Source organism: Advenella sp. FME57 (assembly GCF_014897675.1).
In the GTDB taxonomy this organism is placed as follows: Bacteria; Pseudomonadota; Gammaproteobacteria; order Burkholderiales; family Burkholderiaceae_B; genus Advenella.
On sequence record NZ_JABUXU010000025.1, the window covers coordinates 1 to 24154 of the forward strand.

General features: G+C 46.9%; 32 protein-coding genes. 14 read left to right on the forward strand and 18 right to left on the reverse strand.

Going from position 1 to position 24154, the window contains the following annotated elements:
• Window positions 1–58 precede the first annotated feature (58 nt).
• From INT32_RS20315 to INT32_RS20325, 3 genes are all read left to right on the forward strand, one after another.
• Entirely contained in the window at window positions 59–559 is a 501-nt protein-coding gene (locus INT32_RS20315; RefSeq protein WP_193090514.1) for a hypothetical protein, read from the forward strand.
• A 446-nt stretch (window positions 560–1005) separates the two neighbouring features.
• On the forward strand, window positions 1006–1671 hold the full coding sequence (locus INT32_RS20320; RefSeq protein ID WP_193090515.1) for a hypothetical protein: 666 nt from the start codon (window positions 1006–1008) through the stop codon (window positions 1669–1671).
• Window positions 1672–1771: 100 nt separating this feature from the next.
• The gene (locus INT32_RS20325; RefSeq protein WP_193090516.1) at window positions 1772–2812 is read left to right on the forward strand and encodes an IS481 family transposase; all 1041 of its coding nucleotides are present in this window, start codon (window positions 1772–1774) and stop codon (window positions 2810–2812) included.
• 764 nt (window positions 2813–3576) lie between these two features.
• On the opposite strand, the gene INT32_RS20330 is transcribed toward INT32_RS20325, so the two are convergent.
• The gene (locus tag INT32_RS20330) at window positions 3577–3909 is read right to left on the reverse strand and encodes a hypothetical protein (RefSeq protein WP_193090517.1); all 333 of its coding nucleotides are present in this window, start codon (window positions 3907–3909) and stop codon (window positions 3577–3579) included.
• A 64-nt stretch (window positions 3910–3973) separates the two neighbouring features.
• Between INT32_RS20330 and INT32_RS20335 the strand changes: the two genes are divergently transcribed.
• Window positions 3974–4204 (forward strand): DUF333 domain-containing protein, encoded by a 231-nt coding sequence (locus tag INT32_RS20335; RefSeq protein WP_193090518.1) that lies wholly within the window; start codon window positions 3974–3976, stop codon window positions 4202–4204.
• Window positions 4205–4228: 24 nt separating this feature from the next.
• Here the strand turns inward: INT32_RS20335 and INT32_RS20340 are convergent, their stop codons facing one another.
• The 4 genes from INT32_RS20340 to INT32_RS20355 form a co-directional block, all read right to left on the reverse strand.
• On the reverse strand, window positions 4229–5326 hold the full coding sequence (locus INT32_RS20340) for a hypothetical protein (protein ID WP_193090519.1): 1098 nt from the start codon (window positions 5324–5326) through the stop codon (window positions 4229–4231).
• 6 nt (window positions 5327–5332) lie between these two features.
• Window positions 5333–6220 (reverse strand): YqaJ viral recombinase family protein, encoded by an 888-nt coding sequence (locus INT32_RS20345; protein ID WP_193090520.1) that lies wholly within the window; start codon window positions 6218–6220, stop codon window positions 5333–5335.
• Entirely contained in the window at window positions 6211–6474 is a 264-nt protein-coding gene (locus INT32_RS20350; RefSeq protein WP_193090521.1) for a hypothetical protein, read from the reverse strand. Before INT32_RS20350 ends, INT32_RS20345 begins: the two co-directional genes overlap by 10 nt.
• Window positions 6475–6887: 413 nt before the next feature.
• On the reverse strand, window positions 6888–7337 hold the full coding sequence (locus INT32_RS20355; protein ID WP_193090522.1) for a hypothetical protein: 450 nt from the start codon (window positions 7335–7337) through the stop codon (window positions 6888–6890).
• A gap of 220 nt (window positions 7338–7557) precedes the next feature.
• Here INT32_RS20355 and INT32_RS20360 point away from each other — a divergent pair, with 220 nt between their 5' ends.
• Window positions 7558–8151, forward strand: a complete 594-nt coding sequence (locus INT32_RS20360; RefSeq protein WP_370540264.1) for a GNAT family N-acetyltransferase — start codon at window positions 7558–7560, stop codon at window positions 8149–8151.
• 62 nt (window positions 8152–8213) lie between these two features.
• Here INT32_RS20360 and INT32_RS20365 read toward each other — a convergent pair whose 3' ends face one another.
• Window positions 8214–8372 carry a DUF1391 family protein gene (locus INT32_RS20365; RefSeq protein WP_193090523.1) on the reverse strand — a complete coding sequence of 53 codons (159 nt, stop codon included), beginning with the start codon at window positions 8370–8372 and terminating at the stop codon, window positions 8214–8216.
• 695 nt (window positions 8373–9067) lie between these two features.
• Here INT32_RS20365 and INT32_RS20370 point away from each other — a divergent pair.
• Window positions 9068–9814, forward strand: coding sequence for a hypothetical protein (locus INT32_RS20370; RefSeq protein ID WP_193090524.1), 747 nt, complete (start codon window positions 9068–9070; stop codon window positions 9812–9814).
• 752 nt (window positions 9815–10566) lie between these two features.
• Here INT32_RS20370 and INT32_RS20375 read toward each other — a convergent pair.
• The 11 genes from INT32_RS20375 to INT32_RS20425 all read right to left on the reverse strand — a co-directional run bounded on the left by INT32_RS20375 (window position 10567) and on the right by INT32_RS20425 (window position 19852).
• Window positions 10567–10755 carry a hypothetical protein gene (locus tag INT32_RS20375; protein ID WP_193090525.1) on the reverse strand — a complete coding sequence of 63 codons (189 nt, stop codon included), beginning with the start codon at window positions 10753–10755 and terminating at the stop codon, window positions 10567–10569.
• 372 nt (window positions 10756–11127) lie between these two features.
• Complete coding sequence (locus INT32_RS20380) at window positions 11128–11676, reverse strand: hypothetical protein (protein WP_193090526.1); 549 nt, start codon at window positions 11674–11676, stop codon at window positions 11128–11130.
• Window positions 11677–11882: 206 nt separating this feature from the next.
• The gene (locus INT32_RS20385) at window positions 11883–12404 is read right to left on the reverse strand and encodes a hypothetical protein (RefSeq protein ID WP_193090527.1); all 522 of its coding nucleotides are present in this window, start codon (window positions 12402–12404) and stop codon (window positions 11883–11885) included.
• 163 nt (window positions 12405–12567) lie between these two features.
• Complete coding sequence (locus tag INT32_RS20390; RefSeq protein WP_193090528.1) at window positions 12568–13887, reverse strand: hypothetical protein; 1320 nt, start codon at window positions 13885–13887, stop codon at window positions 12568–12570.
• A 614-nt stretch (window positions 13888–14501) separates the two neighbouring features.
• On the reverse strand, window positions 14502–15629 hold the full coding sequence (locus INT32_RS20395; protein WP_193090529.1) for a surface-adhesin E family protein: 1128 nt from the start codon (window positions 15627–15629) through the stop codon (window positions 14502–14504).
• A gap of 61 nt (window positions 15630–15690) precedes the next feature.
• Entirely contained in the window at window positions 15691–16158 is a 468-nt protein-coding gene (locus tag INT32_RS20400) for a hypothetical protein (protein WP_193090530.1), read from the reverse strand.
• Window positions 16159–16731: 573 nt separating this feature from the next.
• Entirely contained in the window at window positions 16732–17226 is a 495-nt protein-coding gene (locus INT32_RS22230; protein WP_226817317.1) for a hypothetical protein, read from the reverse strand.
• A gap of 41 nt (window positions 17227–17267) precedes the next feature.
• Window positions 17268–17888 (reverse strand): hypothetical protein, encoded by a 621-nt coding sequence (locus tag INT32_RS20410; protein ID WP_193090531.1) that lies wholly within the window; start codon window positions 17886–17888, stop codon window positions 17268–17270.
• Between the two features lie 11 nt (window positions 17889–17899).
• Entirely contained in the window at window positions 17900–18313 is a 414-nt protein-coding gene (locus tag INT32_RS20415; protein WP_193090532.1) for a hypothetical protein, read from the reverse strand.
• Between the two features lie 229 nt (window positions 18314–18542).
• Entirely contained in the window at window positions 18543–19277 is a 735-nt protein-coding gene (locus INT32_RS20420; protein ID WP_193090533.1) for a hypothetical protein, read from the reverse strand.
• 107 nt (window positions 19278–19384) lie between these two features.
• Complete coding sequence (locus tag INT32_RS20425) at window positions 19385–19852, reverse strand: hypothetical protein (protein ID WP_193090534.1); 468 nt, start codon at window positions 19850–19852, stop codon at window positions 19385–19387.
• Window positions 19853–19938: 86 nt separating this feature from the next.
• Between INT32_RS20425 and INT32_RS20430 the strand changes: the two genes are divergently transcribed.
• The 3 genes from INT32_RS20430 (at window position 19939) to INT32_RS22450 (ending at window position 20811) form a co-directional block, all read left to right on the forward strand.
• Window positions 19939–20184 (forward strand): YdaS family helix-turn-helix protein, encoded by a 246-nt coding sequence (locus tag INT32_RS20430; RefSeq protein WP_193090535.1) that lies wholly within the window; start codon window positions 19939–19941, stop codon window positions 20182–20184.
• 129 nt (window positions 20185–20313) lie between these two features.
• Window positions 20314–20535, forward strand: a complete 222-nt coding sequence (locus INT32_RS22445; RefSeq protein WP_370540265.1) for a hypothetical protein — start codon at window positions 20314–20316, stop codon at window positions 20533–20535.
• Window positions 20536–20544: 9 nt separating this feature from the next.
• A complete protein-coding gene (locus INT32_RS22450; RefSeq protein ID WP_370540266.1) occupies window positions 20545–20811 on the forward strand; it encodes a phage regulatory CII family protein in 267 nt (88 codons plus the stop codon).
• Between the two features lie 10 nt (window positions 20812–20821).
• Here the strand turns inward: INT32_RS22450 and INT32_RS20440 are convergent, their stop codons facing one another.
• Window positions 20822–21295, reverse strand: coding sequence for a hypothetical protein (locus INT32_RS20440; RefSeq protein WP_193090536.1), 474 nt, complete (start codon window positions 21293–21295; stop codon window positions 20822–20824).
• 143 nt (window positions 21296–21438) lie between these two features.
• Between INT32_RS20440 and INT32_RS20445 the strand changes: the two genes are divergently transcribed.
• From INT32_RS20445 to INT32_RS20465, 5 genes are read left to right on the forward strand one after another with little or no spacing between them, the layout of a single operon-like run.
• The gene (locus INT32_RS20445; RefSeq protein ID WP_193090537.1) at window positions 21439–22308 is read left to right on the forward strand and encodes a hypothetical protein; all 870 of its coding nucleotides are present in this window, start codon (window positions 21439–21441) and stop codon (window positions 22306–22308) included.
• A complete protein-coding gene (locus INT32_RS20450; protein ID WP_193090538.1) occupies window positions 22289–22759 on the forward strand; it encodes a hypothetical protein in 471 nt (156 codons plus the stop codon). Before INT32_RS20445 ends, INT32_RS20450 begins: the two co-directional genes overlap by 20 nt.
• On the forward strand, window positions 22756–23025 hold the full coding sequence (locus INT32_RS20455) for a hypothetical protein (RefSeq protein ID WP_193090539.1): 270 nt from the start codon (window positions 22756–22758) through the stop codon (window positions 23023–23025). The genes INT32_RS20450 and INT32_RS20455 overlap by 4 nt, the downstream gene beginning before the upstream one ends.
• Window positions 23026–23027: 2 nt before the next feature.
• Window positions 23028–23471 (forward strand): RusA family crossover junction endodeoxyribonuclease, encoded by a 444-nt coding sequence (locus INT32_RS20460; RefSeq protein ID WP_193090540.1) that lies wholly within the window; start codon window positions 23028–23030, stop codon window positions 23469–23471.
• The gene (locus INT32_RS20465; RefSeq protein WP_193090541.1) at window positions 23468–24076 is read left to right on the forward strand and encodes a hypothetical protein; all 609 of its coding nucleotides are present in this window, start codon (window positions 23468–23470) and stop codon (window positions 24074–24076) included. Before INT32_RS20460 ends, INT32_RS20465 begins: the two co-directional genes overlap by 4 nt.
• Window positions 24077–24154 lie beyond the last annotated feature (78 nt).

A 24154-nucleotide genomic window follows, 5' to 3' on the forward strand; every position in this document is an offset into this window, starting at 1 on the left:
TAAATTAACATTATAAATTCTATGTGTGTGGTGTATTAAAGATGGGGTATTTACAGTTATGACACCAGTTGCTTTTGCCTATGAAATATTGGCGGCTGATAAAGAAAAGGTAATTTCTTTATTTGGCATTTTTTCACGACTAGAATATTCGCTAAAAAAAGCTGGATATCGTCGAAAGAACTTAAAGTATTTAGCATGCGATTGGAGAAGCTTCTCAAAGTCGGCGGTTAATGAGCTTAAACAATGCGACGCACCTCTTTTTCTTGCTGCGGTAGACCTTCTTGTTGACAAATTTCCTCGCCAGCAAAATATAGACATGACCTGGGATGATAAAACTCCTCCTTTTGGAAGTAGTCGTATTGAAATCGCTATAAATTCCTCCGTAAGAATTCGGAATAATCTTTTTCATGGTGGCAAGGATGATTTTCGAAATTTTGAACGCAATAATCAGCTAATCGATGCGGCAATCGTCGTTCTGTCCGAATGTTCAAATATTAACGAAATTCAGCATTATTACTATGGTGCTACCAACGCGTATGTGCGCGCTGAGGCACTTTAATCTTCTTCGATGATTTGTGACATAATGTATCGTAATGTGTTATAGTGGTTTAGTCCATAAGAGGACAAAGGAGGGTACTTTTTTGCTCGAATTTTTGTCTTGCTCCCAGAAGCCTGAGTCGCATAGTTGACTAGTAGGTTAGGCGCTGCCAGGGAGTTATCTGGATAGGCAGCCGACAGTACGTCGTTCTTACAGCAATCATGGACATTGGCACCCTTGCGGGTGCCAATTTATTTGTGCGAAATTTATGCTTAAGACCAGTCTTGTTGTTATTTTTTGTCTCAAATTTCTGTAAGAAGAACTGATTTGTTAGTCATGTACCGCCAAGTTTTTCTGGTATGGCCAAATCTATGCCAACTACGATATGTCCAGCAATGGTCTCAGTGAAAATTCGAAATAGATGCATTTTGATTGGTATGGTCGCGGTGGCGATATGAGGTTTTAGGATGAGTACGAAACTTAAACGAATTGGCGAGTTTCTTAAAACAGTTGCGTCCGATAAATGGACATACATCTTTGAGAAACTGTGGCTATTACTTTCAGTAGTTGTTGCCAGCCTTTCGTTTTGCTTGATAGCTATTTATTCTACATGGCCGTGGGATGAATCACCCTGGGCAGCTGCGGCTGCAGTTGCAACATTCTCTGCAGCACTCATTGCGTTGCACATTAGTAGACGGGAAGAAAAACGTAGAATAAAGAGAGAGAAACAGCATGCTTCTATAGTAGCAGCACAAGCTATAGTCATACTGAATGAGTTTCACACGCGCATAGAATCTCAATTGCTTGTTAAAGCGTTGATGTCGTTCGGGAAGAAGGGTAAGGACATTTCAACAATATATCCGAGTGCAGATGGCTATCAAACTCATCTGATCCTGCTCCAGGATTTTATAAATGGCATGCACAATGACATATTGTCGAGCGCGCTTATAATTCCGGACGGCTTCTCAGGCAGGGTGGCTGCTCTTAAGGCGGGATCGCAACTGCTATCCGGAAAGATCGAGAGCATACGATTTTGGTCTGAACATCTGTCTAGCCATCAGGATAAGCCCAACGAGGAGGTTGAAATGTACTGGAGCAAGCTAGGCCAGTTGGGAACGGAAGCATTGAGATGAACTAGTCTCGATCTGATCTGACAAAAGTCCTTGAAAAAAGGAGAGTTACCCGTTTGAATATAGGTGTCGAATCTGTATCCAAACAAAAAAGGTAACTCTCATGCTACATACTACCAATCCTATTATCAAACATAAAGCAGGTTTATTAAACTTGGCCGAAGAATTGCACAACGTATCGCGCGCGTGCAAGGTGATGGGTGTCTCCAGGGACACATTCTACCGGTATCGAGAATTGGCTAATGAGGGCGGCGTAGACGCCCTGATCAGTAAGACTAAACGAGTCTCCAATCTAAAAAACCGTGTTGATGAGGCGACAGAACAAGCGGTGACAGAGATGGCCATTGAGTTTCCTGCTTACGGGCAACAGCGAGTCAGCAATGAGCTCAGAAAGCGGGGAACATTCGTTTCGGGCAGTGGGGTACGTTCGATTTGGGTGAGAAACAATCTGGAGAACTTCAGAAAGCGGCTCAAAGCCCTAGAAGAACGAGTGGCTCGGGATGGGATAATTCTGTCCGATGACCAGGTCGCCGCCCTGGAACGCAAGCAACAAGATGATGTGGCTTGCGGTGAAATTGAAACTGAGCACCCTGGTTATCTGGGCTCTCAAGACACATTTTATGTTGGGAATCTGAAAGGGGTTGGCCGAATTTATCAGCAAACTTATGTTGACACCTATTCCAAAATCGCTCACTGCAAGCTGTATACGACCAAGACGCCGATTACTTCAGCTGACCTGCTCAATGATAAGGTATTGCCATTCTACGAACAGAATGGCCTGCCTGTATTGCGTATACTGACAGACAGGGGCACTGAATTCTGCGGACGGGTCGATCATCACGACTATCAGCTGTACTTGGCAGTCAATGATATCGACCATACAAAAACCAAGGCAATGTCGCCGCAGACCAATGGCATTTGTGAGCGCTTCCATAAAACGATTCTGCAGGAGTTCTATCAGATCACATTTAGAAAAACGCTCTACAGTGATCTGGATTCTCTGCAGAAAGATCTGGACGTATGGCTGGATTTTTATAACAATGAACGAACTCATCAAGGCAAGATGTGCTGCGGCAGAACGCCAATGCAGACCTTGCTTGAGGGTAAGGCGGTTTGGGAATCGAAGAATGTGAACCAAATCTAATCTGACAGACACTGCATTACAAACGGGTAACTGTCAGATCAGGTGTGAGCTAGTACAATTGAGATTAAGCGAAGTTGCCCAGATATTTTTTAACTCAGTTACAGGAACCACTGTACCTCTCAGAATTTAAGTACTAAGTGCTCAGAAAATTCATTTCTAACAGGTAGATAGCACTTAATCATGCCCTTTCTGCCCTTCAGGTTGTTCTGTGCTCCTCAACTTTTGGCGTTTTCCACAGCCCGCACAATGTCGCGACCTGCATAAAACCTGCCATATATGGCTATTCCAGAACGCTCCTCAATGCGCTCCAACACTTCAGATAAACCTCGTAGATCGTCCAGAAAAGTGTCTAGCGTGTAGTGCGGCCACTTGCACCGGATCTCCTGTAGGACCATGTCATCGATTGTCATTACTTCGTCCATAATCAATTCCCAAATGTGACTATCCGACCCCGGCCAGGCTTTGCTGACTCAGGAATAGGCCGGAAAAATGGATTTGATAAGTCTGTGGGCGAGGGTGGGGTCCAGGTATTTTCAGTGGCATCTGCTGCTGGCGAGATCCTGGGACGGTTCTTGCCCAAGCCGAGTTTCCACGCCTTTTGGATTACGGACTTAGTCGGCCGCCCTAAGTGCTTCGCTATGCTTTCCGGTGACTTGGCGCCGTAATGCCTCTCGATGTACCTAATTTCCTTTAGGCTGAATGGCGGTTGCCGCTTTTTGCCTTCAGGGCATTGTTTACGTGATTTAGCCATAATCTAATTCAATTTATCCACCATAAGGCACCCAACCTATTACAGGCTGTTTGGTTTTCTTATTGATTCGAGGTGCGCCGTGCTTGTCGAGTTTCTGGCCGCGACACATTATTTTGAGACCGCGAGTTCTCATTTGTGATTTCGCAAGTTCGATCCACTCTCGGCAAAACTGCGGGGCATCGAAGGCGGGAGATACTTGTCGGTGAGCGCCGCTTTTATATATGCGCTCCTGATACTCTTCATAAAATGCTTCTCTGGACCACTTCCAATCGCGGGGTGGAGATTTCTTACTTGCCGATTGCTTGGCGATGGCATCTGTCATACCGAATACACAAAATGCACTCATGTCTATCACTTCTGGTTGAAATTGATGTAACGTTTAATCGAACCCTGTATTTCTGGAGCCCGATATGAAACAACTGCTTGTAATACTGATTCCTGGCCTATTTTTGACTGCATGCGCACAACAATCCCAGCAATCCGTCGGTATGGCCAATCCCGCCTCTGTGTACTGCACGGAAAAGGGCGGGACAGTCGTCATCAAAGATACTGATAAAGGCCAAATTGGGATATGCAAGCTACCCGATGGCAGTGAAATTGAGGAATGGGAACGCTACCGCCGAGATCACAAGCAGCAGTAATACAGCTGGCGGTTGGCCAGCGAATTAATATGGAATGTCCTCGAGCTCAGCCTTGCGGTCGTTGTAAGCCTGCTCCAGCTTGATGCGTGTGTCTTCGGGCGCATTCCTCAAGCCTTCGGCCAGTAGATCGAGCTTTTCCTGTGTAGGTGCTCGCTGAATTTCGCGTAAAGCTGATTGATAGTCGAATGCTGGTGCGTTTTTCACTACACCATCGGCGTCCACCGTCGGCTTTGTGTCCTCGACATTCTTCTCTTTCGCCGCCTGCGCTGCCTCACGTTGAGCTTTGGCCTTGGCTTTAACGGATTCAGTGCGTGAGGCTGCCTCGGTCTGCTTGGTGCTGTCTGCTTGATCGTTTTCAAACCAATCCAGCGCTGTACTCATGCCATCGCGCAGACTCGCGTAGATTTTCTTGAGACTCACTACTTGAGCTGGTTGGATCGCGTCAAGGCGCCGCTGGATGCGTTTCTCGATCTGTTCTTTAGTTACTCCAAACTCTGCGAATGCTGCCACCATCTTCTGCATGGCTTCCGGGGAGGTGTCCGCCTTGCTCTTCATCGTGGCTTCGCACTGAGCCACGGCTGCCTCGGTTACGTCGCCAGGGATCACAGCGAGGATGCACGCACGAAGGCGCCGCGCACCCTGATTAGCTACCAATTCATAAACCTCTCGTGGATCCTTGAGATCGTAACTACCTTTACGTGTGTATCGAACATGGGGTACCTGGAAGGTGATCTCGCGTCGAGTATTGGTTTCTACGTCCCAGGCATATGCCTGAACGGTTGATTCGCCGCCATCTTGATCCAGCTCGCGAATTCCAAATTGGATATTTCCCCAAGCCTGTGCCATTGCTTCTGCAAGCCGAATTGATGGACCCGACACGTCGCTACCACCTTTGGAATAGGTGTATACCGCTGCATCGGCCAAAGTAGGGCGTGCGCAAGCGTTCAGAATTCGGTCCATTGCAACAATCGGATCACGGGGATTCATGCGCGCGATCATCATCGCGGCCTGAACTTCGGCTATCGCTCGTTGCTGATCTGTTTGCGCTACGGCATTGCCGCCTACGCGCGCCTGGGACGGAACAGAGGCTGTAAATGGGTTGCTGGTTACTACATCACTCATTATCGATTACTCCCTAGATGTGCTGAAACGGGCATCTACATAGCTGGTCGCTTCGACGGTAAACGCCTTTTTGTTGATCACTTTCCGGCGGAAAACCTTGTTCCCTTCAAGCCGAAGGATGGCGGCTTCGCCCATGAAGGCCAACAGGTGATTTTTTGCACTTTCTGCCACCTTCTCGTATTCGGATGCTCGCTTGCTGGCATCTTCAGCGACTTCGGCCCAGTGCCGAATCATTTCGTCAGATTCGATGGTTTCTCCGTTGGTACCGGGATATAAGCGTTTGAACATTGGTAACGTGGCCGGATGATCGAATTCAGGCTCCGGAGGCACGCCAGCCAATACGTTCTTGTGCCAGAAATCATGCGCTGACTCAATGATGATCTCGTCCATTTCTGGATCTCGTTCCATTGGGTACAAACGCAGATCGTCACCCCCGAAGTAGGCAGCAACATCAAAGACCGGATAGTCCAGGACCAACATGTAATGATGCGGTTGGGGTACGTAGTACTCAGCAATCGCGTCAGGTTGGCCATCCTTACCCCACAAATATCCCATGCGAGGGCTGACATTCTTGATTTCCAAGCCTTTGCGCATGCCAACGAAATCCCGGTCAATGTGGGCAATTAAGAAATCGTGCTTCGGGTGGCGAAGTGTTCTATTGATACGACGCAGCTTGCTGCCGGTGCGTTCAGCGACCATGGTGGCAATGACCTGTTCCATCACACGGCCGGCTTTAGTGCGGCCTGTATCGGGTTTTGGCTCGATTTCACCTCGCTTTTGAAGATAAAGCTCGAGGCGTGTTGAGAAGGGATTGATTCCAAGCAGGGTTGCAATGTCGCTGCCACCCAGGCCAGATTGTCTTGCCTTTAGAAAGTCATCACGCACTACAGACATGCTTGGGCCCTCCGCCGGATTGAGAACGCGGATCCTATAAGGGCTTCTCCCTTGAGTTTCTCCAATTCCTGCAACTGGCGAGGATCCAGGCGACCTACCTTTGGCGTAGCTGGAGGTGGTGCTACGCCCAGATGAAGCAACTTGCAGACGATGGGTTCAAATGGATCTCGGCGAAAGGTTTTGTCATAAGCGGCAATGGCGTCTTTTTGATTGGCGGCAATAAGAGCCCGACCGTTGACGGTATAAACGTTCATGATTTCTCCTTGCGAAGGAAGAGGGTATAGACAGCTTCAATGACAGGTGTGAGAACGGCAGCGCCTATGAGCATTGCCAGTCCCCACAAGATAGGAACGTAGATCTGTGAACTCATAATCAATTCATAGAGTCTTTGCCATATGGGCAGAAATCAACGGTGCATTGGTGCTCCGCGTACCACCAGTCACCCGTGGCGTATGGATCGCGTACTAAGGCGTTGTATTGGCAGTGCTCACAATTAGGAATATTGTGTTCGGGGGCCTGGATGGGGATTTGAAGGTCTGTTTCCATGTACAAACTCCAAGAAAAGCACGCAGCCGGTCCCAATCGGGGAATCCCGATTGCCAGTTGCGAATAATGGATTGGAGAAGTGATGGCCAGGGTGGCCTTGATAAATGAAGCGAGAAGGGGACTACAGTCTAGTTCCCATCTGGGGCGGTACATGCGTTCTCGCACGCTCTGCTGCATCTGCTTCAATGATGCGATTCTTGACCTGCAGGTCGTAGGGATGGACTTTTATGCCTTCGTTCGGCTCTACGTACCAGTAGAAATAGTTCCACTTGATATACATTGATTCAGGCTCACCCGTGACCGTTTGATGAGCCTCGGCGGTTAGCACTGGATCCTGTTTCAGGGCAGAAATTCGACGCATCAGTGATTCTGCTTTATCCGACCATGCCACCAAGGCGCCCTTGGCATATTTGTCCTGGACATAGTATCTGAGGAACTTTTCCAGAGCGGATCGCCCGTCCGCAGACAAATCGGCTGTGATGGTCACCGAATCAAGCCGACCCTGTTCGATGATGCCGATAATCCCTTCCCGGTCGGTGACCGTCCGTCGGGGGTTGTAGCCGTTTGACATAGCGATATACTGTATAAATAAACAGTATTTTATATCATAATTTATGAGGGTGCCGGATTTGATACCGGCTACGAGCGGCCTATGTTTCCGCTAAGCTATGGGTTACAGAGGCATTCGCATGTTTTCCGGCTGCCAGCACACGTCGCTGCGTGTCTTTCCACGCCGACCCTCAGTCAAGCGCACTCCGCCGGTTCGGAATCGGCCCCTGCGACTATTCAGGGTGAGTGCGCTTGAATCAGGGTGCTGGCAACCGGCCAGCACGGCATTGCTGAAAGTAACAATCTTGTACACTAAACTAATGCAGCCGTTCGCTATCGGCCAAAAAGCAGATGCATTCAACTTTTCGTTTCTCTTTCTATTGATGAATACAAGCGCAACAGCCTTTCAAATCCGCTCAGCGACCACTCAAGATGTGGATGCCATGTTCAAAATTAGGACATCAGTCCGAGAAAACTCGCTGACATCAGAAGAGTTGTTCGAACTAGGTATTACTCCCGAGTTCATATCCGCTGCAATCAAGAATTCATCATGTGCATGGGTGGCAACCGTTGATAACGAGATCGTTGGTTTTTCGATGGTAGATCTGGATACAGCTTGTTTGTTTGCTGCGTTTGTGTTGCCGGAATATGAAGGACTTGGCATCGGTACAGACTTGATAAAAGCATGTGAATCCGAACTTTTCATATACCATCCGGTAGCGTGGCTGGAGACAGCTCAGTTCAGTCGGGCTGCGAAGTTGTATCGCTATCTCGGCTGGGGCAATGAGGCACAGATTGGCGAAGGGGATGTTAGGTTGGAGAAACATAGAAACTGACCGCTGTCGGACGATTACAGCCTTACGCAGCAGCCCACGCGAACTGATGTGGCGGCCACTGATCATTTGACCGCCACGCCGCGTTTCGCCAGCCATTTCACAGCAGCGGAGCGTGACTTGAATTGCTTGGACTGACTGAAGGTTAGGGCAAGGTAGCCATTTTCATTCTGCACCAGGCCGCGTGATATCAGTTCGTTGTTGCCTTGATTGATCGTTTGCATATCTATCTACTGAAATACATCTTTCAACCGCCTCGTTAAAGCGGCTGAAAGATGTCAAAAGCCCCGAAGTAGTGGGGCTTTTGCATTTCCCGGCGCTTCTCTCCGGGTCGTCATCAAGCGGAATATTCGCGCGTTCCCTCGATTCTGCGCGCCTGGTTTCCCAGCTCCGGCCAATCGAAAGACGCAAGCCATTTGCGCATACGTCCTCGCGTGGCAGGATTCCGCACCTTTTGCTTCAGCCGGCACGTAGTCGGGCTGGATACCCTCTTAACACCCAAAGCAGGGCGGGTATCTCTTTATCGGCCTGTTTGTTAAAGAACTCTATGATTGAAATATTAACCGAAAGGTTAATTTCATGTCAATAACCGAAGGGTTAATTTTTGAGATAGAGAGTTGATGTGGATTAGTTTGAGGGACGGTAGCAGGTGCGTATTGCGAGAACTCCGTCGGCGTGGCCAGTAGGAATCACATCTCAGACGCAAAAAAGCCACATCAATGTGCGGCTCAGGATTCGAAGTTTAGTAAATTGCAATGATTAGCAATAAAAAAGCATCCCTGGACATGAGGCTCTGTGAAGTGCTAAAAGTACCTGAGTATCACCAGCCAAGAGCTTTAAACACAACAAACGCTTCCTGAATGCGACAAAATGTGTAAAATAAGACAAAATAAATCATTAAAATATTCGGAACCCCATTATGCGCATTACAAATGACATTCCGGCCACCATTGCTGGCTCAGCAATGGCTGGTTTCGGGTTTAGTCTTGGGCGAGATACTTATAAACGCACCAAGAAAGCCAGTAAAGACGGAGCATTCGCCTTATTTCTTATTGGTATGGTGATTGTTGGGTTGATGCTGACTCAGTATTCTATGATGTGGTTCTTCCGGAATTATCAATCCTTTGTGGCCATGATACTTATGCGTGTTGTCGCTCTTATCAGTTACACCGCAGGAATTGCTATCAGCGGAATCTTCTTTTGGATGATCGGGTTTTGGATTGGAGAGTTGCTCTTTGACAAGCCGAACGGATTTATTGAAATGCTATCTGGTCTTGCTGGACCAGCTTTTCAAGCTTCCGATCCACCGTCACAGTTCGCAACCATATTCGCATTCGGCATTCTGGTGTTTTTAACTGTTTCAGGTGTGATTACTGGAGTGAAACAGCGTGCAGCCCGTTTGAAAGCCTGGGCAGCAGAAGAGCATAATCGGCAGTTCATGAAAGAACACCAATTATTTGAGACGAAGGAAGGCTACATTTCAGATCCAGAGGGAAACATATTCGAAGAAAAATTTCGGGATAGCGATTCTGTTATGTTTCTAGCCAAAGGCAGAAGAAACAAACGAGCCTTGCTTAAATTTGATGAGTCCGGCAAGTTTACTGTTTGGACAGGCATGTTGAGCATTGCTCCGCAAGGAAACAAACGCTTGTCCAACACTAGGTGATAAAGGCTTCCTGGAGCGGGACACAGTGAGCAGTGGGATTTGCGTTCGTACTTGCCCCAATGATATTTATTTTTATGAAACTAAGACATAATCAACGCGCTTACACAAGCATAGAATCAGGTCGAAACAACAATGCAATTGAATTACAAAGGGATCATGATCTTATTCGTGATCATAGCGTGTGGGGTTGGTGGATACTTCGCGTATGACTATTGGGATAATCGAGTACCTAAACTCAATTCTTTTGATGGAATTAGCTTAGGGATGAGTGAGGTGGACGTCACGGTCTTGTACGGGAGGAGGCCAGATTGTCCGAGCAACGAAGGAAGTGCATCCAAAGAATTAAATTATTACGACTCTCCAGGATCCCGTCATTGGAGATCGTCAAGTTTGTTGAAGTCTCCGTGCAGGATATTTATTACTTTGACAAAAACTGCAGAGGGAGAAGCCCATGTGACCAGCATATGCTCGAATTCAGAACCGAGTGAGTTGTTCTCGAGCACATTCCGAAAGGGTGATCTTATTGAACGACTTGGAGCGCCATCATATCGCAGTATCAGCACGGACGGAACCCTAGTATATTCAAATTATCCCGAGCATAATCTCGCCCTGATGACTGAAGGTCGGTACATTCGAGAATGGTGTGTTTCAGATTATTTGCCAATCAAATTTCAAGAAGAATACAAAGGCTGATGAGTATACAAACTCTATTAACAAACCCGCCAGAGCGTGCAGGGCATAGCCTACATTATTCATTGTGCGATTAAGTGATAGATAAAAACGGCTACTGCAGTCGCGGAAAATATGAGTAGCGCTGTCCAAAAGAAAGTCGCTCCAATAGTGGAAATCGCGCGAATAAAACGTGGTCGTGATTTGTCGGTCGCAACATTGAACAGCGAGACGGCAGCGTCGACTACAGTAACTAAGGTATCGATATTCATAACATCTCCTAAAAAAATAATAAACGAGCTTTTAGGATATCCTGTGTTTTCTTGAACGTACCTACGTGGATGAACCCATTTTGGGGTAATACACTCAAATTTTTGGTCTAAAAGTTTCGCCGGCGAAACTTTTGCCAGCAAGTTGCACGGGGAGGTGGGTACGGAACAAAAAAACCGCCCGAAGGCGGTCCGCTCTAGTGGAGATCAAGTCCTATTTGCTAGGATATGATCTGCAGTGTTCGCATACATACTCAAGTTTGCCGCGGCGAAACCGAGTGTATGGTGACATGGGTACTGCCTTCGGCAATTTACACTGAACCATTTCATTCTCCTAAAAGAAGAAATTAGGAACAGTTCGCGTGTTACAACATACTAATGACCCAAATTTTTGGTTACTTCTTCTCTTATTGTTTCTTCGAATGATTCCCAGTGGAAAAGAATCGCGGCAAGTACCCCAGCAAGAATCACTTGGTGTCCCTGTTCCATTTCGTCGAAGTGAGTTTGCCCATAGCGAATAGCCGCGGCCACACGACCAGCAGCTGCGTCCAATAAATCCTTGTCTCCCTCAATGCGAAAGCCCCCTTGCTCAAGAGTAGCGAGGTAATCACTTGATGCAAGACGGCTGCCTGATTCATTTATCCAAGTATTTCCTTGTTTCTTGATTTTCCAGTTCAAGCTTTGTTGCACATGTTCTGCTAGTCGATCCTCGGAATCGTGGTATTTTTTTGGTGGAATGGTTTGAGAGAGCTTGTCAATCAAATGATTAAATAGCCAGGCGAAAGAGTCCTCCTCATCTTCATACCGCCCTGTTTCTGTGGAAACGTAGGGATCCCAGTTTCCTCGTATGTGCGAGAGTGGCCTCAAAACTTCATGTTCGAGAAAATCACTTGCAGAGAAAAAAAGCTGAATTTCAGGATTCATATTTATCAATATTTGCGCAGTCGAATGCATTGTATATCGGTAAGCAGCTGTGTCAATGTGGGTTTACCGGACGCATACTGTAAATGGGCAAATATGCGGATAGACCAAGGCTAGAGTCCCGACGTTCTAAGGAACAGCAACAACGACTAAATAACTAATACTCCCGGCCCTGTCTTACAGGGGCAAGTCCATCACATCTTTGACGGTTATTTCAATGCAAGTTGCTCTGAGAACAACTTCCAGTTGTTTTCGTATGGTTCCAAATTACTTGCGTAGTATCTATTGTCCAGCGATCTAAAGTTTCGCGGGCGACGCCAGTCATGTTTAGATATAAACTCTCGGTAATTATCTGCACAAATATTTTGCAAATCACTTTTCTTCAATATGAAGAACCTATCTCTTTGATCCGTATCAGGCATTGCAAGCAATACGCAAACGTATATTAAATCTGGATTTGGTATTGCATAGTTTCCGCCATCGATTTGACACTTATTCTCTTCATCAATTTCGATATTAATCCATAGGCTTGCGGATGTTGGCCAGCTAATGCCGCGGGACGTTTTGACTTGGACGGGAAGTGTTTTGAGTGAATTGTTAGCTACGATAAGGTCAAACTCAGGTACATTGCCGGTGAATGAAGTGGCAATGAATCCTCGTCTTCCCAATTCGGCACAAACCAGAAATTCCCCAACTTGCCCAGCTAGTTTGTTGTAGAGACCTTTACTCACTCTGAATCCCTATTTTTGGTTGTCTGCAGACCGTTAGTTTAACTCTGAATAGGTAATTATTTTTATTCAAATGCTCAACTTCGCCAAAGGCTAGGTCGAAATGGTCAAAATGAAACCCGCCGGAGCGGGGGATTTGGCATTATCGGATAAATCCTGTGATGCATCAAGTTTCAAGTGGATTTGGAATATCGTCCAATATTTCTTCTTTATCGCAGTTTTTTAGAAAAAAATAAAGTGTTGAATCTATTATTTTAAGCTTCTTCGCACCGCGATCATAATCTACAAAAGGAGGTTGTATTTGTTTACTCAATTGGTGTTGAGTGATGCCATGAAGAAAAGCACCTAGATCTCCGGACCTAACGTCTTCAGCACGATGATGATTTTCTCTGATCTTATCCAATAACTCGGCTCGTGACAGCCCTTGCTCAATATTTCTAAAATCGGCAGTCAATAGTACCTTGATTAAATAATATGGGAACGCTAAAGATAACTCTCCGCTTTGATTGCTTTTTTTTCGTGCAATTGTGGCAAACGATTCGAAACTTCGGATATGGCGCGTAGCGTAGTCATCTGTTTTCTTTTTAATCGCGCACTCTAAGTTATCATGTGTGATATATATTTTTTTCGGCGATGTCGAGAACACATCTGCTTCAAAGCAGCAATGCTTGCAAATCTCTTGAATCACTCCAATGCTATCAAATGAATTGCTTATCAACTCATCTTGCACATGCGAAAAATCAACATTGAGCGCTTCGCTACCTTTATTAATTACCTTTTTAAAATCGTCAACTGTCCAAGGCTCAACCGGAATTTCAGTAATTCTATCCACTAAATCACCGTTATACTGAACTAAGCGATTCGCTTCTCTCCATATGCCCAATATGATAAAAATAATGCCTTGATCTTGAAATACTCGAAGATCGTACGCAAGAGCTTTCTGTGTTTCTTGTGATAGATAGTGGAAATTTTCCAGCACTAAATATTTTCTCTTCTCTTTCGAAGGCTCTTGAGCCTTCAGAATCTCGGTAATGTCTTGTGCAAGAGCTAAATTATATTCAACGTTTCGGATTGTTTCGGATGCCGATTTTTCGTCTGAACTTTTGCCGCCTGCATCAAATCCTATTTCTGCAATAACCGGTATCTTGATTTTAACTCCTGCAGTTCCGTTAACTTCGCCTTGAGAGCGTGTCCCAGTTGTTTCAAATTCAACGAATTGCACTCCGAGTTGTCGTAATATTGATTTGTATATATCTATACAGGTTGAAGGAGGGGCGCACTCGACCTTGATATATTCAGATTCGTCCAGATTTTTCAATAGTAGGGATGTTTTGCCTTGCTTGGACGAGCCATAAATAATAACTTGATTGCCATCCTCAATTGCACTTTGAAATGCCAAATCCACTCGCTCCCTTTCAATATAGGATTGGATGATCTTGCTTTTAACTCCAAAAACGTCCGTGGTATCGTAGTTCTGTTGTGACATGTAAATTTCTATAAATAAATGATAAAATTAAAGAGTGCCAAGAGTACCGTTTTGTGTTGTCTAAATTAGGGACAATTGCAACTCAAACGTCATGCTTGGCATTTTTTTGTCTTGCATTTTAAATTTCCTTTTCCCCGCCTCTAAGAGGGATTATTTCGGATTTGACAACCGCCTGCTATCTAAGGTTTTATATTCGACAGGTTCATTTAACGGCTTGACGGCCGTCGGTGAACCATTCGAACGCGCCCATCCACGCGATCCCATGCATGAATTCATAGCAGCATGAAATCGATCTTTAGCGTACGCAGAGTCAACTTTACCGACGATTATGTGTGTTTGATTCAAACAATAGTTCATCGAATTTATATAGGCATCAGACACTTCCCCCTTTATGTACCAAGAGGGTTGCACCGTCGATGTCACAGCGCATCCCGTGAGAAGTGCAGCGATGACAATGAGTATAATTTTATTTGTGTTATTCATCCTATCCTCGAATTTTTGGGGACTTCAAAATTCAGTAAATCTGGCTGACCAGGGAACGAACCCCTTTAGTCTTTTATGCAGCCTATAGCTGCATAACACCACCGGATCAGTCTTAATCCCATTCTTGATGCTCAGTAGGTTTTCGTATTTTCATAAAAATTGCTAATCGTACCGGGAGAACACTGCACTGTTGTAAGCAATTTGTTGTTTTGAATCACCCTAACTCCACCCTCACGATAAGTGTCATTTCTATCCTGCTCGTAATAGACCTGATAAGAGGTGTTAGTATTTGGTACTGAAATTGAACTCGTGATTGTTCGGCTGGACGCATCCCACGGCACGTAAGTAACCTGCTGCCTGTCTCTCGTAAGCTTCATTTGTAGCTTTGATGGAGGCCCAAACCGATATGTCACCGTAGAAGGTGATGCACAGATACTGATGATTTTTGCATTGACCGTTGAACACATGAATAACTCTTTCTCACCAACTGAACACACTGAGTTTGCAGATACCGTAAAATTCTCAGCTGATGGACTGAGGCTAGCCTGAGACTTTGTACCGGAAAATGCTTTTTCCATTTCATTTAAAAAGATTATCCGATCCTTTTCCTCTTTCTGCATACATGCGTCATAGAGGAACTCCGGAATAGATGTGCAAGTCTGTTCTCGCTTTTTCCACCACTGTTGCTGATCCGCTTTGAGCGTGGATGCTTTATCGCCCATTGCTATTAGGGCTTTGTTATAAGCACGGGAAAATTCGGCAGAAACTCGTGGTTGAGATTTAAATTTGAGTTCTTTCTCTGTAGGCGATGTTGCATTTCCTGTCACTCTAGGCACTAGCCCATCAACAGTTGCTCCTTTACATACGAAGCTTGCAATTGTTTCTCCTACAGTTCCCGGTACCGTGTCGGCCCAACCTGAATTTAATTTGGCCGAATCTAGAACAGAGCCCATTCCATTAATTGCCGAATATTGGACCGATGTCGTTATTTGGTTTCGGTCGAAGCGGCAATCTATATCGAATTTCACCTTTGCCGATTTGACCAGTTTTCTGGACTGTAGATCAAGGTCAGGAGACAAATGGTTCATCAAAATCCAGAGACTCATTACGTTAGGTATGACAGGATGGTTTTTCACGGAATCAAGGTCAATATACAGATCACTTTCTTCTGATAAACTTATCAAGTCCCAATTTACCGCATGGGCCGCGCCTGACATCGATATCGTTGTGAACATCAAAAATTGCAAAAACTTTTTCATATGTCTCGACCTCATCTCAAATGCTATCTAACCCTGAAGCTTCCGCGATAATTTGTCCATTTCATTTCGCTTGAAACCACAGCACCAAAACTAGCAAAACCAAAGACCCAACGATCATCCAAGGCGGTGGCCCATTCTTCAATTTAGGCGTAATGATGTTTCCTTTTTCATCACGGACTACAAGTTCTGACGTGGCTACATCCTTTTTCGTCGGGCCGTCGCGCCAGGAATCATAAAAATCCTCAGATGATTTTGTAGCGCGATCACTGATGCTTTTGAGCTTGGCCTCTTTTTGATGATTATCATATTTTTCCAATAAAAGCTTTTTCTCATGCCTAGATAACTGCGCCGGCATTCCGGCCACAGCAATTAGAGCAATAACTGGAAACAACAGTCCACCAAGAAACCACATTAGCGGGTTCAAATTCTTTGCATTGGCTACGGTAGAGCAGAATACGGCACCCGCGAACCAGGCCAGAAAAGTCCACAGCGCGAAAAAACTTCCAAATAAAGCAATCATTGTTGCCATTTTTTATCCTCTACATTGGCCCTAAACACTCGTTGATCGTATCGACGGTTCCCCGGTCTCCAATACGGGGTTTTCTGAAACGAGTTTCGTTGTATAGAGCTCACTTAGCCATGGGACTGGGGTCAGAATTTGTGCGAAGGTTGTAACCTAAGTTCTCTCCCACCACATAGCGTCTGAAGCTGAGCACAAACCCTTCAAGTGGAGGGATGCAGCCAAACATATTGCCGCATGCACCTTGGAGCGTAATTAGCGCTCCTCCGTTGCCATTCGGCAGTTTTGTGATTGTAAAAGCGAAGTTGGGCTGTCCATTAATCGGCCCATACGTTGAAATAACGGTGTCGGTCGCTGACTGAACCCTATATGACGAATTATTCACCAACCAAATCTGAGCCTTTTGCCAATACAGGTCACATTCAGCCTTCGTTGAGCATGCAATTGGCGTTTGGGCCTCGGCCATTTCTTGCGGGGTCAATTTGGGAGGTGCGGCGCAAGCAGCCAGCGTCAGAAATATACCAGCGCTTAAAACCTTTAGTATCCGTGCCATTTCTCTACCTTTGATTCTTGTTGATAAGATTATTTGCAGGCCTGATTCCAGACTTTTCGAAACTCCGATCCTTTCAGGCTTTCGCCTTCTATCGCCACCAGATCCTTTGATACTGCGACATACCGTCGGTAGCCGGTAAAGCCACCGAAACCATTTTTGGCGTTCACTTCGCCGCAAACCCCACGCTGATTACGATACGTGGCGCTCTCTGGGTCCTTTAAAGCAGATTCTACGAATCCTTGAGCAAATACCCGCATCTTGATTTCAGTCAATTGAGGATCAGGCTTAGCGGGTATCTCTGGCGCAGCTGCAGCTGATGAATCCGACGTCTCGTCTTTCTTTCCACCAGAAAAGATTAGAAATGCAACAGCAATCGCGCCAATCAACACATAATTCTTTTTTGTGTTTTTGTCCGCTTGCTTTTTTGCCTCCAGGGCCATCGAAAGCGGCGCGCCACACGATGGACAAGCGGCGGCCTTATCGCTGAATTTTTTCTTGCATTCTGGGCATTTCAATAGTGCCATGGCGGTATTCCGTAAATCAGATTGTGAGTTTGGCTGTTAAGTTATAGCGATCCGATACACGTATTGATCGTGTCGGCCGTTTTTTTCAGTCCATCAAGCACGCGCGTTGGAGATGCGCCGCTCCAACTACCGACTTTGTAGAAGCCCTGGTTTGCCATCTGACCGGTATCCTCTGATGCTCGCTCCAGATTGCTGAATGCCATAGTTGTGCCAGCAGTACTTCGCTTTGCAGTCAGCCGAAATGCCACTGCATCTTTGTTCGGGGCAAGAATGACGCCCGTGTCGTGGGTATTCGTGCCTTGCGCTACAACGGTATTGCGATCGTCCGACACATAGCTGATAACGCTACCACCACCAACAGTTTCCGAATTTCCAGTATTCCAATAGGTGCCACCTAAAAATCCAGAGTTTTGATTCCCTCGCAAGGTCACGGCTTTATTCTGTACGTTCTGAGCAATGCAGACCGGAAGCACATCTTTGCCGGCCTTACTGGCGCCTGGGTAGTCGTATGTCACGCCTTCAATATATTCATAGCCCCATTTCTCGTTGGTCGCATATTTGACGCTCTGATATTGCGCCAGCTCTGGCGTACGTGTCCGAGTAGCACAACCGGCCAGCAGAACAACAGTAGCCAAAACAATATATTTCGCTGTCCTATTCATGGGTAGCCCCCTTATTTACGTGGTTGATTCTGTACAGGCTCAATCGGCCCGGCCGCTCGACCCATGCCAGTACCCATGTCACTTTGCGATGTGCTGTATTCCACCAGTCTGTCATTCGCGTCAAAACGAAACATAGCGCTGCTGGTATGGATGTCAGATCCGCCAGCGAAGATGCCGACAATCGGAATAAAGGTAGCGGGCCTAGTGCGGTATTCAGCGAAGTTATAAAAAACTGTGGCTGTTCCGTCAGAATTGCGCATCTGAGTCGTGGGTTTGCCAAATTTGGAAAGAACTTCAGTTCTGGATGTCTGACCTTTTACTAACTGACCGAGTTGGTCTTCTGACACCTTCACGCCAGATGCAGCGCACCCAATTAAAAATACCGCCACTGTAGATAAAAAGACACATTTAATTGCGTTAATCATTTATTGTTACTTTTCCCTTGAACTTTTCAAGCATTCGAAGACGACAATCCCGATTTTTTATTGCCAATATCGGATTTTCTGCTGTTTTGCCGAGTGAATAGCAGCACGCCGCTAGTTTTGTTGGAATACTAACATTTATTCAACCTAAATTATTTTTTGTTACGTTTGGGTTGAATTTATTCAAACAATTCGTAGATCATGTTGTCTATTTGCCTAAGTATATGCAATTTTAGCCGCAGATTTTCTGCGGTACTTTACTCACGTTGCGACTCGCCACGTCTAAACCTAGATCCTTGGCAGCGAGTAAAACAGTGGTCTCTAACTGAATGCGCTGACGCTCCGAAAGCTTTAGAACCTTTTCATACGAAAGGTCTTGGAATGGCCAGATGTTAAAGTCATCCGGAATCCGCTTATCGCCATCCATGTGATCGGTGTCCATCCACCCAGCTGGTTTGTTGCATTTTCGCTCGATGTACCGGCAACTGTTGGGCCGCATCCCGCGAGGTTTCCCGGTCCCAGAGTTTTTAGCACCGTGCAGCCATTGGCTCACTTGAGACTGCTTCCGTTCCAACAGTTCCGCGAGCTTACCCACGCCGCCAAACTCGGAAGCGAGTATCTGCATATTATTTCTCCTGGATTCTTCAATAGTCGATAATTTGATAATCCCTTCAAAAGGCCGGCTATCAAATGGGAATCTACCAGTTTGGTTCTTTGCCACTAAATGCTTTTCATGGTGATCGGTGTCCATCCAGCCGTGAGGTTTTTGCATACCTTTTTCCAGCTTTCTTGCTAGCCGGTTGCCAACATTGCGTATTTTTCCCGTAGATGGGTCTGGACGCATGTTCTTTAACTGATTCAAATAGATGTGTGAGACGCTACAAATCCTTCCAAGACGTTCCTGGGTGACTGCTTCTTCGAGTAGACGTAGCAGGTTCTCATGTCGTACGGTATATATGTCTTTCATGGCGAACTACAACTAGACTATCGCTTTACTCCGATGAAAATTAGAAAACATAAATCAATATTTGTTACGTTTCGTCTAAATTTTCTTTAAATACTCCATAGCAGACCTTACCTACCCAATACGCGTCGTTTCGATACCCCTTTGCTACTGGCTGCGGGTTTCAGTTTGCGTGCCTTGAGTTCAAGAATGGCTTCGACTTCACTTTGGTCATCTGACGATAGCCGTTTGTACTGATCAAATGTTATTGATTTGAACGGCCAAGCGACGAGCGATTCATTGGCATCTTTTTTTTCGTTGGAGACGACAATTCGAGCTTTGCCATCAGCTCGATTCAAACTGAATAAAGCTGGTTCAGCGTCCAAGTCGTACTTTTCGAGCTTCTCCCATTCTTCTATCTTGCGTGCGCTTTCCTCATTTATACCACGCTTGTCCTTTACATTTTCTCCGGACAGCCAACGGCTGATTGCTGGTGCTTTCATATTCCAGGCGGAGGCGCAAGCCGCTTTATTGCCACCATATCGCTTCTCGATAATGGTGAGTAGGTTAGCTCTGCGGTTGGTTTTAATGATATCCATACGGTTATTAAATCGCCTGTCTAACGATAAGTAAATTCCCCGTTAGGTTATTGAAAGAAATTAACCGAGAGGTTAATATATGTGTTATGAATACTTTCAAACATTTCTGGCTTTCAATGCCCGTGCCTCAGAGACGAGTGTTTGCAAGTGCTTGTGGCACGTCATATGCATATTTAAACAACTTTGCACACGGTCAAAAGAAACGAATCGGCGAGAACCTTTGCATCAATATCGAGCGTGAGAGCGGCGGAAAAGTTGTATGCGAACAACTCCGCCCCGATGTGGACTGGGCCGTTTTGCGCCGGTCGGCGGAGGAGGGCGGTGATGCCTAACTCTGGGCCAACAGTTTCAATCGATCTTTTTCTCATCATTTCAAATCAAGCGTTTAAGACGGAACCATTGTGGCACCGCTGCGGTCGTGTTGCATCCCTGATTTGGAGCGCAATTCAAGGAAGAACATCATGACTTGTCGATATTCCGGCACAGTCTGGTACGACATCCTCTATACCAGTGTGCGTAAAACACCCGGTGGCGTAAATGACGCAGCCCGATTCTTGACAGAGCGCCGTGGCAAAACAATTCATCCTGAGACGCTTCGAGCGAAGCTGCGGCATATTGATGGGGAATCGATTTCCCTTGAGATGGTGGAACTGCTGACCGAATGGATGGAAGAAAAGGCCTAGAACCATCGGTTGGACTGGCTTCATACTTTAAACGCCCAGTTCGGACTGGCGGCATCTTCCATGTGCTCAGACGGCTTTGCTCAAGATCTGCAGTCGTCGTTTATCTCAAAGACAGCAGCTTTTGGTGAACTGGCGACAACCATTTCGGTTTCATTGTCAGACGGCAAAATTTGCCCGCGTGAGGCCGAAAACATTATTTCCGCTGCCCGCAAGAGTCAGCGGAGTAGCCAGAAGATCATTGCCGCCACCAAAAGGGCGTTGATGGAGAGTTCGTAGGATGAATAAGTCAAAAACGATTCTTACGAATAATTTGCGCTGGCAGCGGAGTAGGAATGCTTATCAAAATATCTGGATGAAGCTTTGGGCATTTAAGAACAAGTCCCTGGGGCTGCAATATCGCCTTCTTGCCTTCGGCCATGCATGCTGCGCAAAAATATACGTCCCTATCAGTAGGCTCCATGCGCGAGTCTTTAAACGCATGCGTACCGGTGGGAAATGTATGCAGCTGGTAATGCGATTGGTCAGCAATTTGCTCTCGAAGCTTACTGATTTCCTCCTGAAGCTCGCCATTTTCTTTTTGGGTCGCTATGAGCTTCTCGTTTATCGCCAATGCCGCCGTGCTGAGCTGCAAAAGATGATCGTTCATTGCAATCTTCAGCTCATTCAGTTTGACGGAATCTCGACCATCGATAACAGATCCGATGAGTTTTGTTGTGCCGCTTACCGCACTAATTGCTGCGGAGATAGAAGCGATATCCATGCGGTTTCCCCCAAAAGAAATGGACGTAATTCTGTAGCGGATCATACTACATCGCTTCGATTCGTAGAGGGTAAATAGAAGTGGCTCGCATACGAACAATCAAACCCGACTTTTGGACTGATGAACGAATCACTGAGTGCTCAGTGAGTGCTCGCTTACTGTTCATTGGAATGTTGAACTTTGCCGACGACAACGGGAATCTACCAGCATCGCCAAAAAAAATCAAAATGCAGGTGTTCCCAGCTGATTCCTTTGACTGCAAACCTCTTATCGACGAATTGATCACTCAAGGAGTACTCATTGAGTATTCAGTGAATGGGGATAAGTACTGGAATATTAAAGGATTTAAGAAACATCAGAAGATCAATAGACCTTCACAAACGACTATCCCGGAACTGATTTTGGCTGACGACTCAGTGAATGCTCACGGAGCCCTCACTGACGGAAAGGAAAAGGAAAAGGAAGAGGAAGAGGAAAGGAATAAAGAAAAAACAAACAAAAAAGAAAGTTCGGACTCCAGTGATTCTGCGAGCACCGAACGTGTGTGTTCGCCTCCGGTGGTTGATCCCTCAGGTACGACAGAACGTATCGTGCTTCCACCGGATCGGCCTGAACGACCTCCGGACCATACCTCGCCTGTCTCCCCGCATGGCGCCATAGCGGCGTACGTGAGATCGCAAGGGATGAACGCTGCCGCTTCGGACCAGGAACTGCGTGATCTGATCAGCCAAGGCGCAACGATGGGGCACTTTGTCGACGCTGTGCCGCTGGCCAAGGAGAAGGGCAAAGGGTGGAAATACCTGCTCGGGATTGTCCGCAACATGCTGCAGGACGAGCGGGCACCACCACCGGCAAGGAGACAATCGAGCAGATCAAGCACCCATGAAGCGTGGGAACGGATTAACGAAACTTTGAGGAAACAGCAGGAGTTCGGTGATGTCATCGATGGTGAAATCACAGTGGTTGACGGTCAACAATCGCACGGGAAAGACCATGATGCAGGTCCTTTTTGATCGATTGGACGGGATCTATCCTCGGTCTTGGCGCTCCCAGTTCGAGGGCGCTAGCCCAGAAATTACGGCCCAAAATGTGCAGAACTGGACAGAAGTATGGGCCAACGCGTTCGAGACGCGCGGTGTTACACCCCACATGGTGGCTCGCGGTCTCGGAAATTGTCTGGATTCATACGACAGACCTCCAAGCCTGCCGCAGTTTTTGAAGGTTTGCAGCACGCCCGGTCGTGACGAATTGGTCGCACCGCTCGACAATCCCGCGCTTGCGTACGAAGCAAAGTTCAATCCGAAACTGGCAGCCAAGGCCGCGGAGGCTGTAAAGCGCCCAGAGGATGAAACTGACCACCTGCGTTGGGTTCCCAAAATCCTGTGCAAATACCCGAACGGCCACACATCGTACGCCTACAAGGCCGCGCTGGAGGTGGCAAAGGAACGAGGGATCCGAGTATGACGGTGCAATGCATCGAATGCTGCCACTTCACGCTCCAGAATCCAGATGGCCGAGCCGGCAAGGAGCTGGCCGCTCAGGGGTTCGGAACCTGCAAATACGACCCGACGGCTGGCAGCTATCAATCGGCTTTTTTCGAGCGCCAATGCCAGCGTTTTGCGGCAGCCGACCGCACGGTCATCGTCAAGCGCCGCGATTGGGTGGTTGCACGCAAGCGAGAGTTTTTAAACGCATTACGGGCCGTCCAGGCCAGAGAAATACGGAAATAAGCATGTTTGAAGTCAGTTTTACTATCCCCGGCGAGGCCGTAGCGAAGGCCCGACCCCGGGTATTCAAGCGAAATGGTAAGGCGACCGCTATTACCCCAGAAAAGACGGTCAACTACGAAAACCTAGTCAAGTGGACGGCGCACCAGGCTATGCAAAAGGCCCGTGCTGTGATGTTTCACGGACCATTACAGGCATCGATTTACATCAGCTTGCCTATTCCTGCATCGTGGTCTCGAAAGCGGCAAGAAATGGCAATAGCCGGCCAAATTGCGCCGACCAAGAAGCCCGATATCGACAACCTTATCAAGGCGTTGTTCGACGCAATGAATGGGATTGTGTTCCGAGACGATAGTCAGGTCGTATTTGCCGTTGTGAGAAAACTGTATTCAAGTACGCCCAATACACGAATACAGATTTCGTCCACCATGCAGGAAGCCGCAAAATGAGCGAATCAATTTTTCAAAGTAGCCATCATGCTCTGATGTTTGCGTTCAACTTCTCGCACCAAGCGTACGAGCCACCACTGATGAACCGCCTTGCTTGGGGGCCGATGGCCAGCGTTAGCAAGGGACTATCGGGTACTGACGGCGCCGCTCAGGCTGCAATGATCTTGTCTCGGTTATCAAAGCTCACTATTGCGCAGCAGAACATCCTGATTGCTAAGTTCGCTCCTCGGACATGGCCGTGCTCCTGCCGGGCACCGTGCTGCTCTGGCCATAAGCGCAATGACATGTGGGAGAGGGCGATTTCCGACCTGGGCCAAATTGCAGCTGCGGAGGCACTTTCCGGGTGTGTGTCGAATAATCGGTTAAGGGTCGGGATAGTAAAGCGGATTTTTGGGGATAAGTCGCTGACGCTGGAACACCTGGCTGAACGGACCGGTGTGCACTTTAACACCGCAAAGAATCATTCTGGCGCCATTAAACGGTGGCTAATGGGTGCTAGGAGTCCGAAATCAGCGAAGGACTATGGCCTGATTGAACTTACGCTTGCGCGTGCCGAAGATGTACTCAGCGAAGCCGGCATAATCAGTACCGAAGTAGATGCTTGACCGTTGTGTTTTTTTGGGACAAAATACGCTGTAATTGAGTAGTCTCATAGCTGCGCCCAAATAAAATACACCGGAAAG

What these genes read in the sequence shown, in the direction of transcription:
- INT32_RS20315 (WP_193090514.1), top strand. Translation starts at nt 59, where the DNA reads ATGACACCAGTTGCTTTTGCCTATGAAATATTGGCGGCTGATAAAGAA.
- INT32_RS20320 (WP_193090515.1), top strand. Translation starts at nt 1,006, where the DNA reads ATGAGTACGAAACTTAAACGAATTGGCGAGTTTCTTAAAACAGTTGCG.
- INT32_RS20325 (WP_193090516.1), top strand. Translation starts at nt 1,772, where the DNA reads ATGCTACATACTACCAATCCTATTATCAAACATAAAGCAGGTTTATTA.
- INT32_RS20330 (WP_193090517.1), bottom strand. Translation starts at nt 3,909, where the DNA reads ATGAGTGCATTTTGTGTATTCGGTATGACAGATGCCATCGCCAAGCAA.
- INT32_RS20335 (WP_193090518.1), top strand. Translation starts at nt 3,974, where the DNA reads ATGAAACAACTGCTTGTAATACTGATTCCTGGCCTATTTTTGACTGCA.
- INT32_RS20340 (WP_193090519.1), bottom strand. Translation starts at nt 5,326, where the DNA reads ATGAGTGATGTAGTAACCAGCAACCCATTTACAGCCTCTGTTCCGTCC.
- INT32_RS20345 (WP_193090520.1), bottom strand. Translation starts at nt 6,220, where the DNA reads ATGTCTGTAGTGCGTGATGACTTTCTAAAGGCAAGACAATCTGGCCTG.
- INT32_RS20350 (WP_193090521.1), bottom strand. Translation starts at nt 6,474, where the DNA reads ATGAACGTTTATACCGTCAACGGTCGGGCTCTTATTGCCGCCAATCAA.
- INT32_RS20355 (WP_193090522.1), bottom strand. Translation starts at nt 7,337, where the DNA reads ATGTCAAACGGCTACAACCCCCGACGGACGGTCACCGACCGGGAAGGG.
- INT32_RS20365 (WP_193090523.1), bottom strand. Translation starts at nt 8,372, where the DNA reads ATGCAAACGATCAATCAAGGCAACAACGAACTGATATCACGCGGCCTG.
- INT32_RS20370 (WP_193090524.1), top strand. Translation starts at nt 9,068, where the DNA reads ATGCGCATTACAAATGACATTCCGGCCACCATTGCTGGCTCAGCAATG.
- INT32_RS20375 (WP_193090525.1), bottom strand. Translation starts at nt 10,755, where the DNA reads ATGAATATCGATACCTTAGTTACTGTAGTCGACGCTGCCGTCTCGCTG.
- INT32_RS20380 (WP_193090526.1), bottom strand. Translation starts at nt 11,676, where the DNA reads ATGAATCCTGAAATTCAGCTTTTTTTCTCTGCAAGTGATTTTCTCGAA.
- INT32_RS20390 (WP_193090528.1), bottom strand. Translation starts at nt 13,887, where the DNA reads ATGTCACAACAGAACTACGATACCACGGACGTTTTTGGAGTTAAAAGC.
- INT32_RS20395 (WP_193090529.1), bottom strand. Translation starts at nt 15,629, where the DNA reads ATGAAAAAGTTTTTGCAATTTTTGATGTTCACAACGATATCGATGTCA.
- INT32_RS20400 (WP_193090530.1), bottom strand. Translation starts at nt 16,158, where the DNA reads ATGGCAACAATGATTGCTTTATTTGGAAGTTTTTTCGCGCTGTGGACT.
- INT32_RS22230 (WP_226817317.1), bottom strand. Translation starts at nt 17,226, where the DNA reads ATGGCACTATTGAAATGCCCAGAATGCAAGAAAAAATTCAGCGATAAG.
- INT32_RS20410 (WP_193090531.1), bottom strand. Translation starts at nt 17,888, where the DNA reads ATGAATAGGACAGCGAAATATATTGTTTTGGCTACTGTTGTTCTGCTG.
- INT32_RS20415 (WP_193090532.1), bottom strand. Translation starts at nt 18,313, where the DNA reads ATGATTAACGCAATTAAATGTGTCTTTTTATCTACAGTGGCGGTATTT.
- INT32_RS20420 (WP_193090533.1), bottom strand. Translation starts at nt 19,277, where the DNA reads ATGAAAGACATATATACCGTACGACATGAGAACCTGCTACGTCTACTC.
- INT32_RS20425 (WP_193090534.1), bottom strand. Translation starts at nt 19,852, where the DNA reads ATGGATATCATTAAAACCAACCGCAGAGCTAACCTACTCACCATTATC.
- INT32_RS20430 (WP_193090535.1), top strand. Translation starts at nt 19,939, where the DNA reads ATGAATACTTTCAAACATTTCTGGCTTTCAATGCCCGTGCCTCAGAGA.
- INT32_RS22445 (WP_370540265.1), top strand. Translation starts at nt 20,314, where the DNA reads ATGACTTGTCGATATTCCGGCACAGTCTGGTACGACATCCTCTATACC.
- INT32_RS20440 (WP_193090536.1), bottom strand. Translation starts at nt 21,295, where the DNA reads ATGGATATCGCTTCTATCTCCGCAGCAATTAGTGCGGTAAGCGGCACA.
- INT32_RS20450 (WP_193090538.1), top strand. Translation starts at nt 22,289, where the DNA reads ATGATGCAGGTCCTTTTTGATCGATTGGACGGGATCTATCCTCGGTCT.
- INT32_RS20455 (WP_193090539.1), top strand. Translation starts at nt 22,756, where the DNA reads ATGACGGTGCAATGCATCGAATGCTGCCACTTCACGCTCCAGAATCCA.
- INT32_RS20460 (WP_193090540.1), top strand. Translation starts at nt 23,028, where the DNA reads ATGTTTGAAGTCAGTTTTACTATCCCCGGCGAGGCCGTAGCGAAGGCC.
- INT32_RS20465 (WP_193090541.1), top strand. Translation starts at nt 23,468, where the DNA reads ATGAGCGAATCAATTTTTCAAAGTAGCCATCATGCTCTGATGTTTGCG.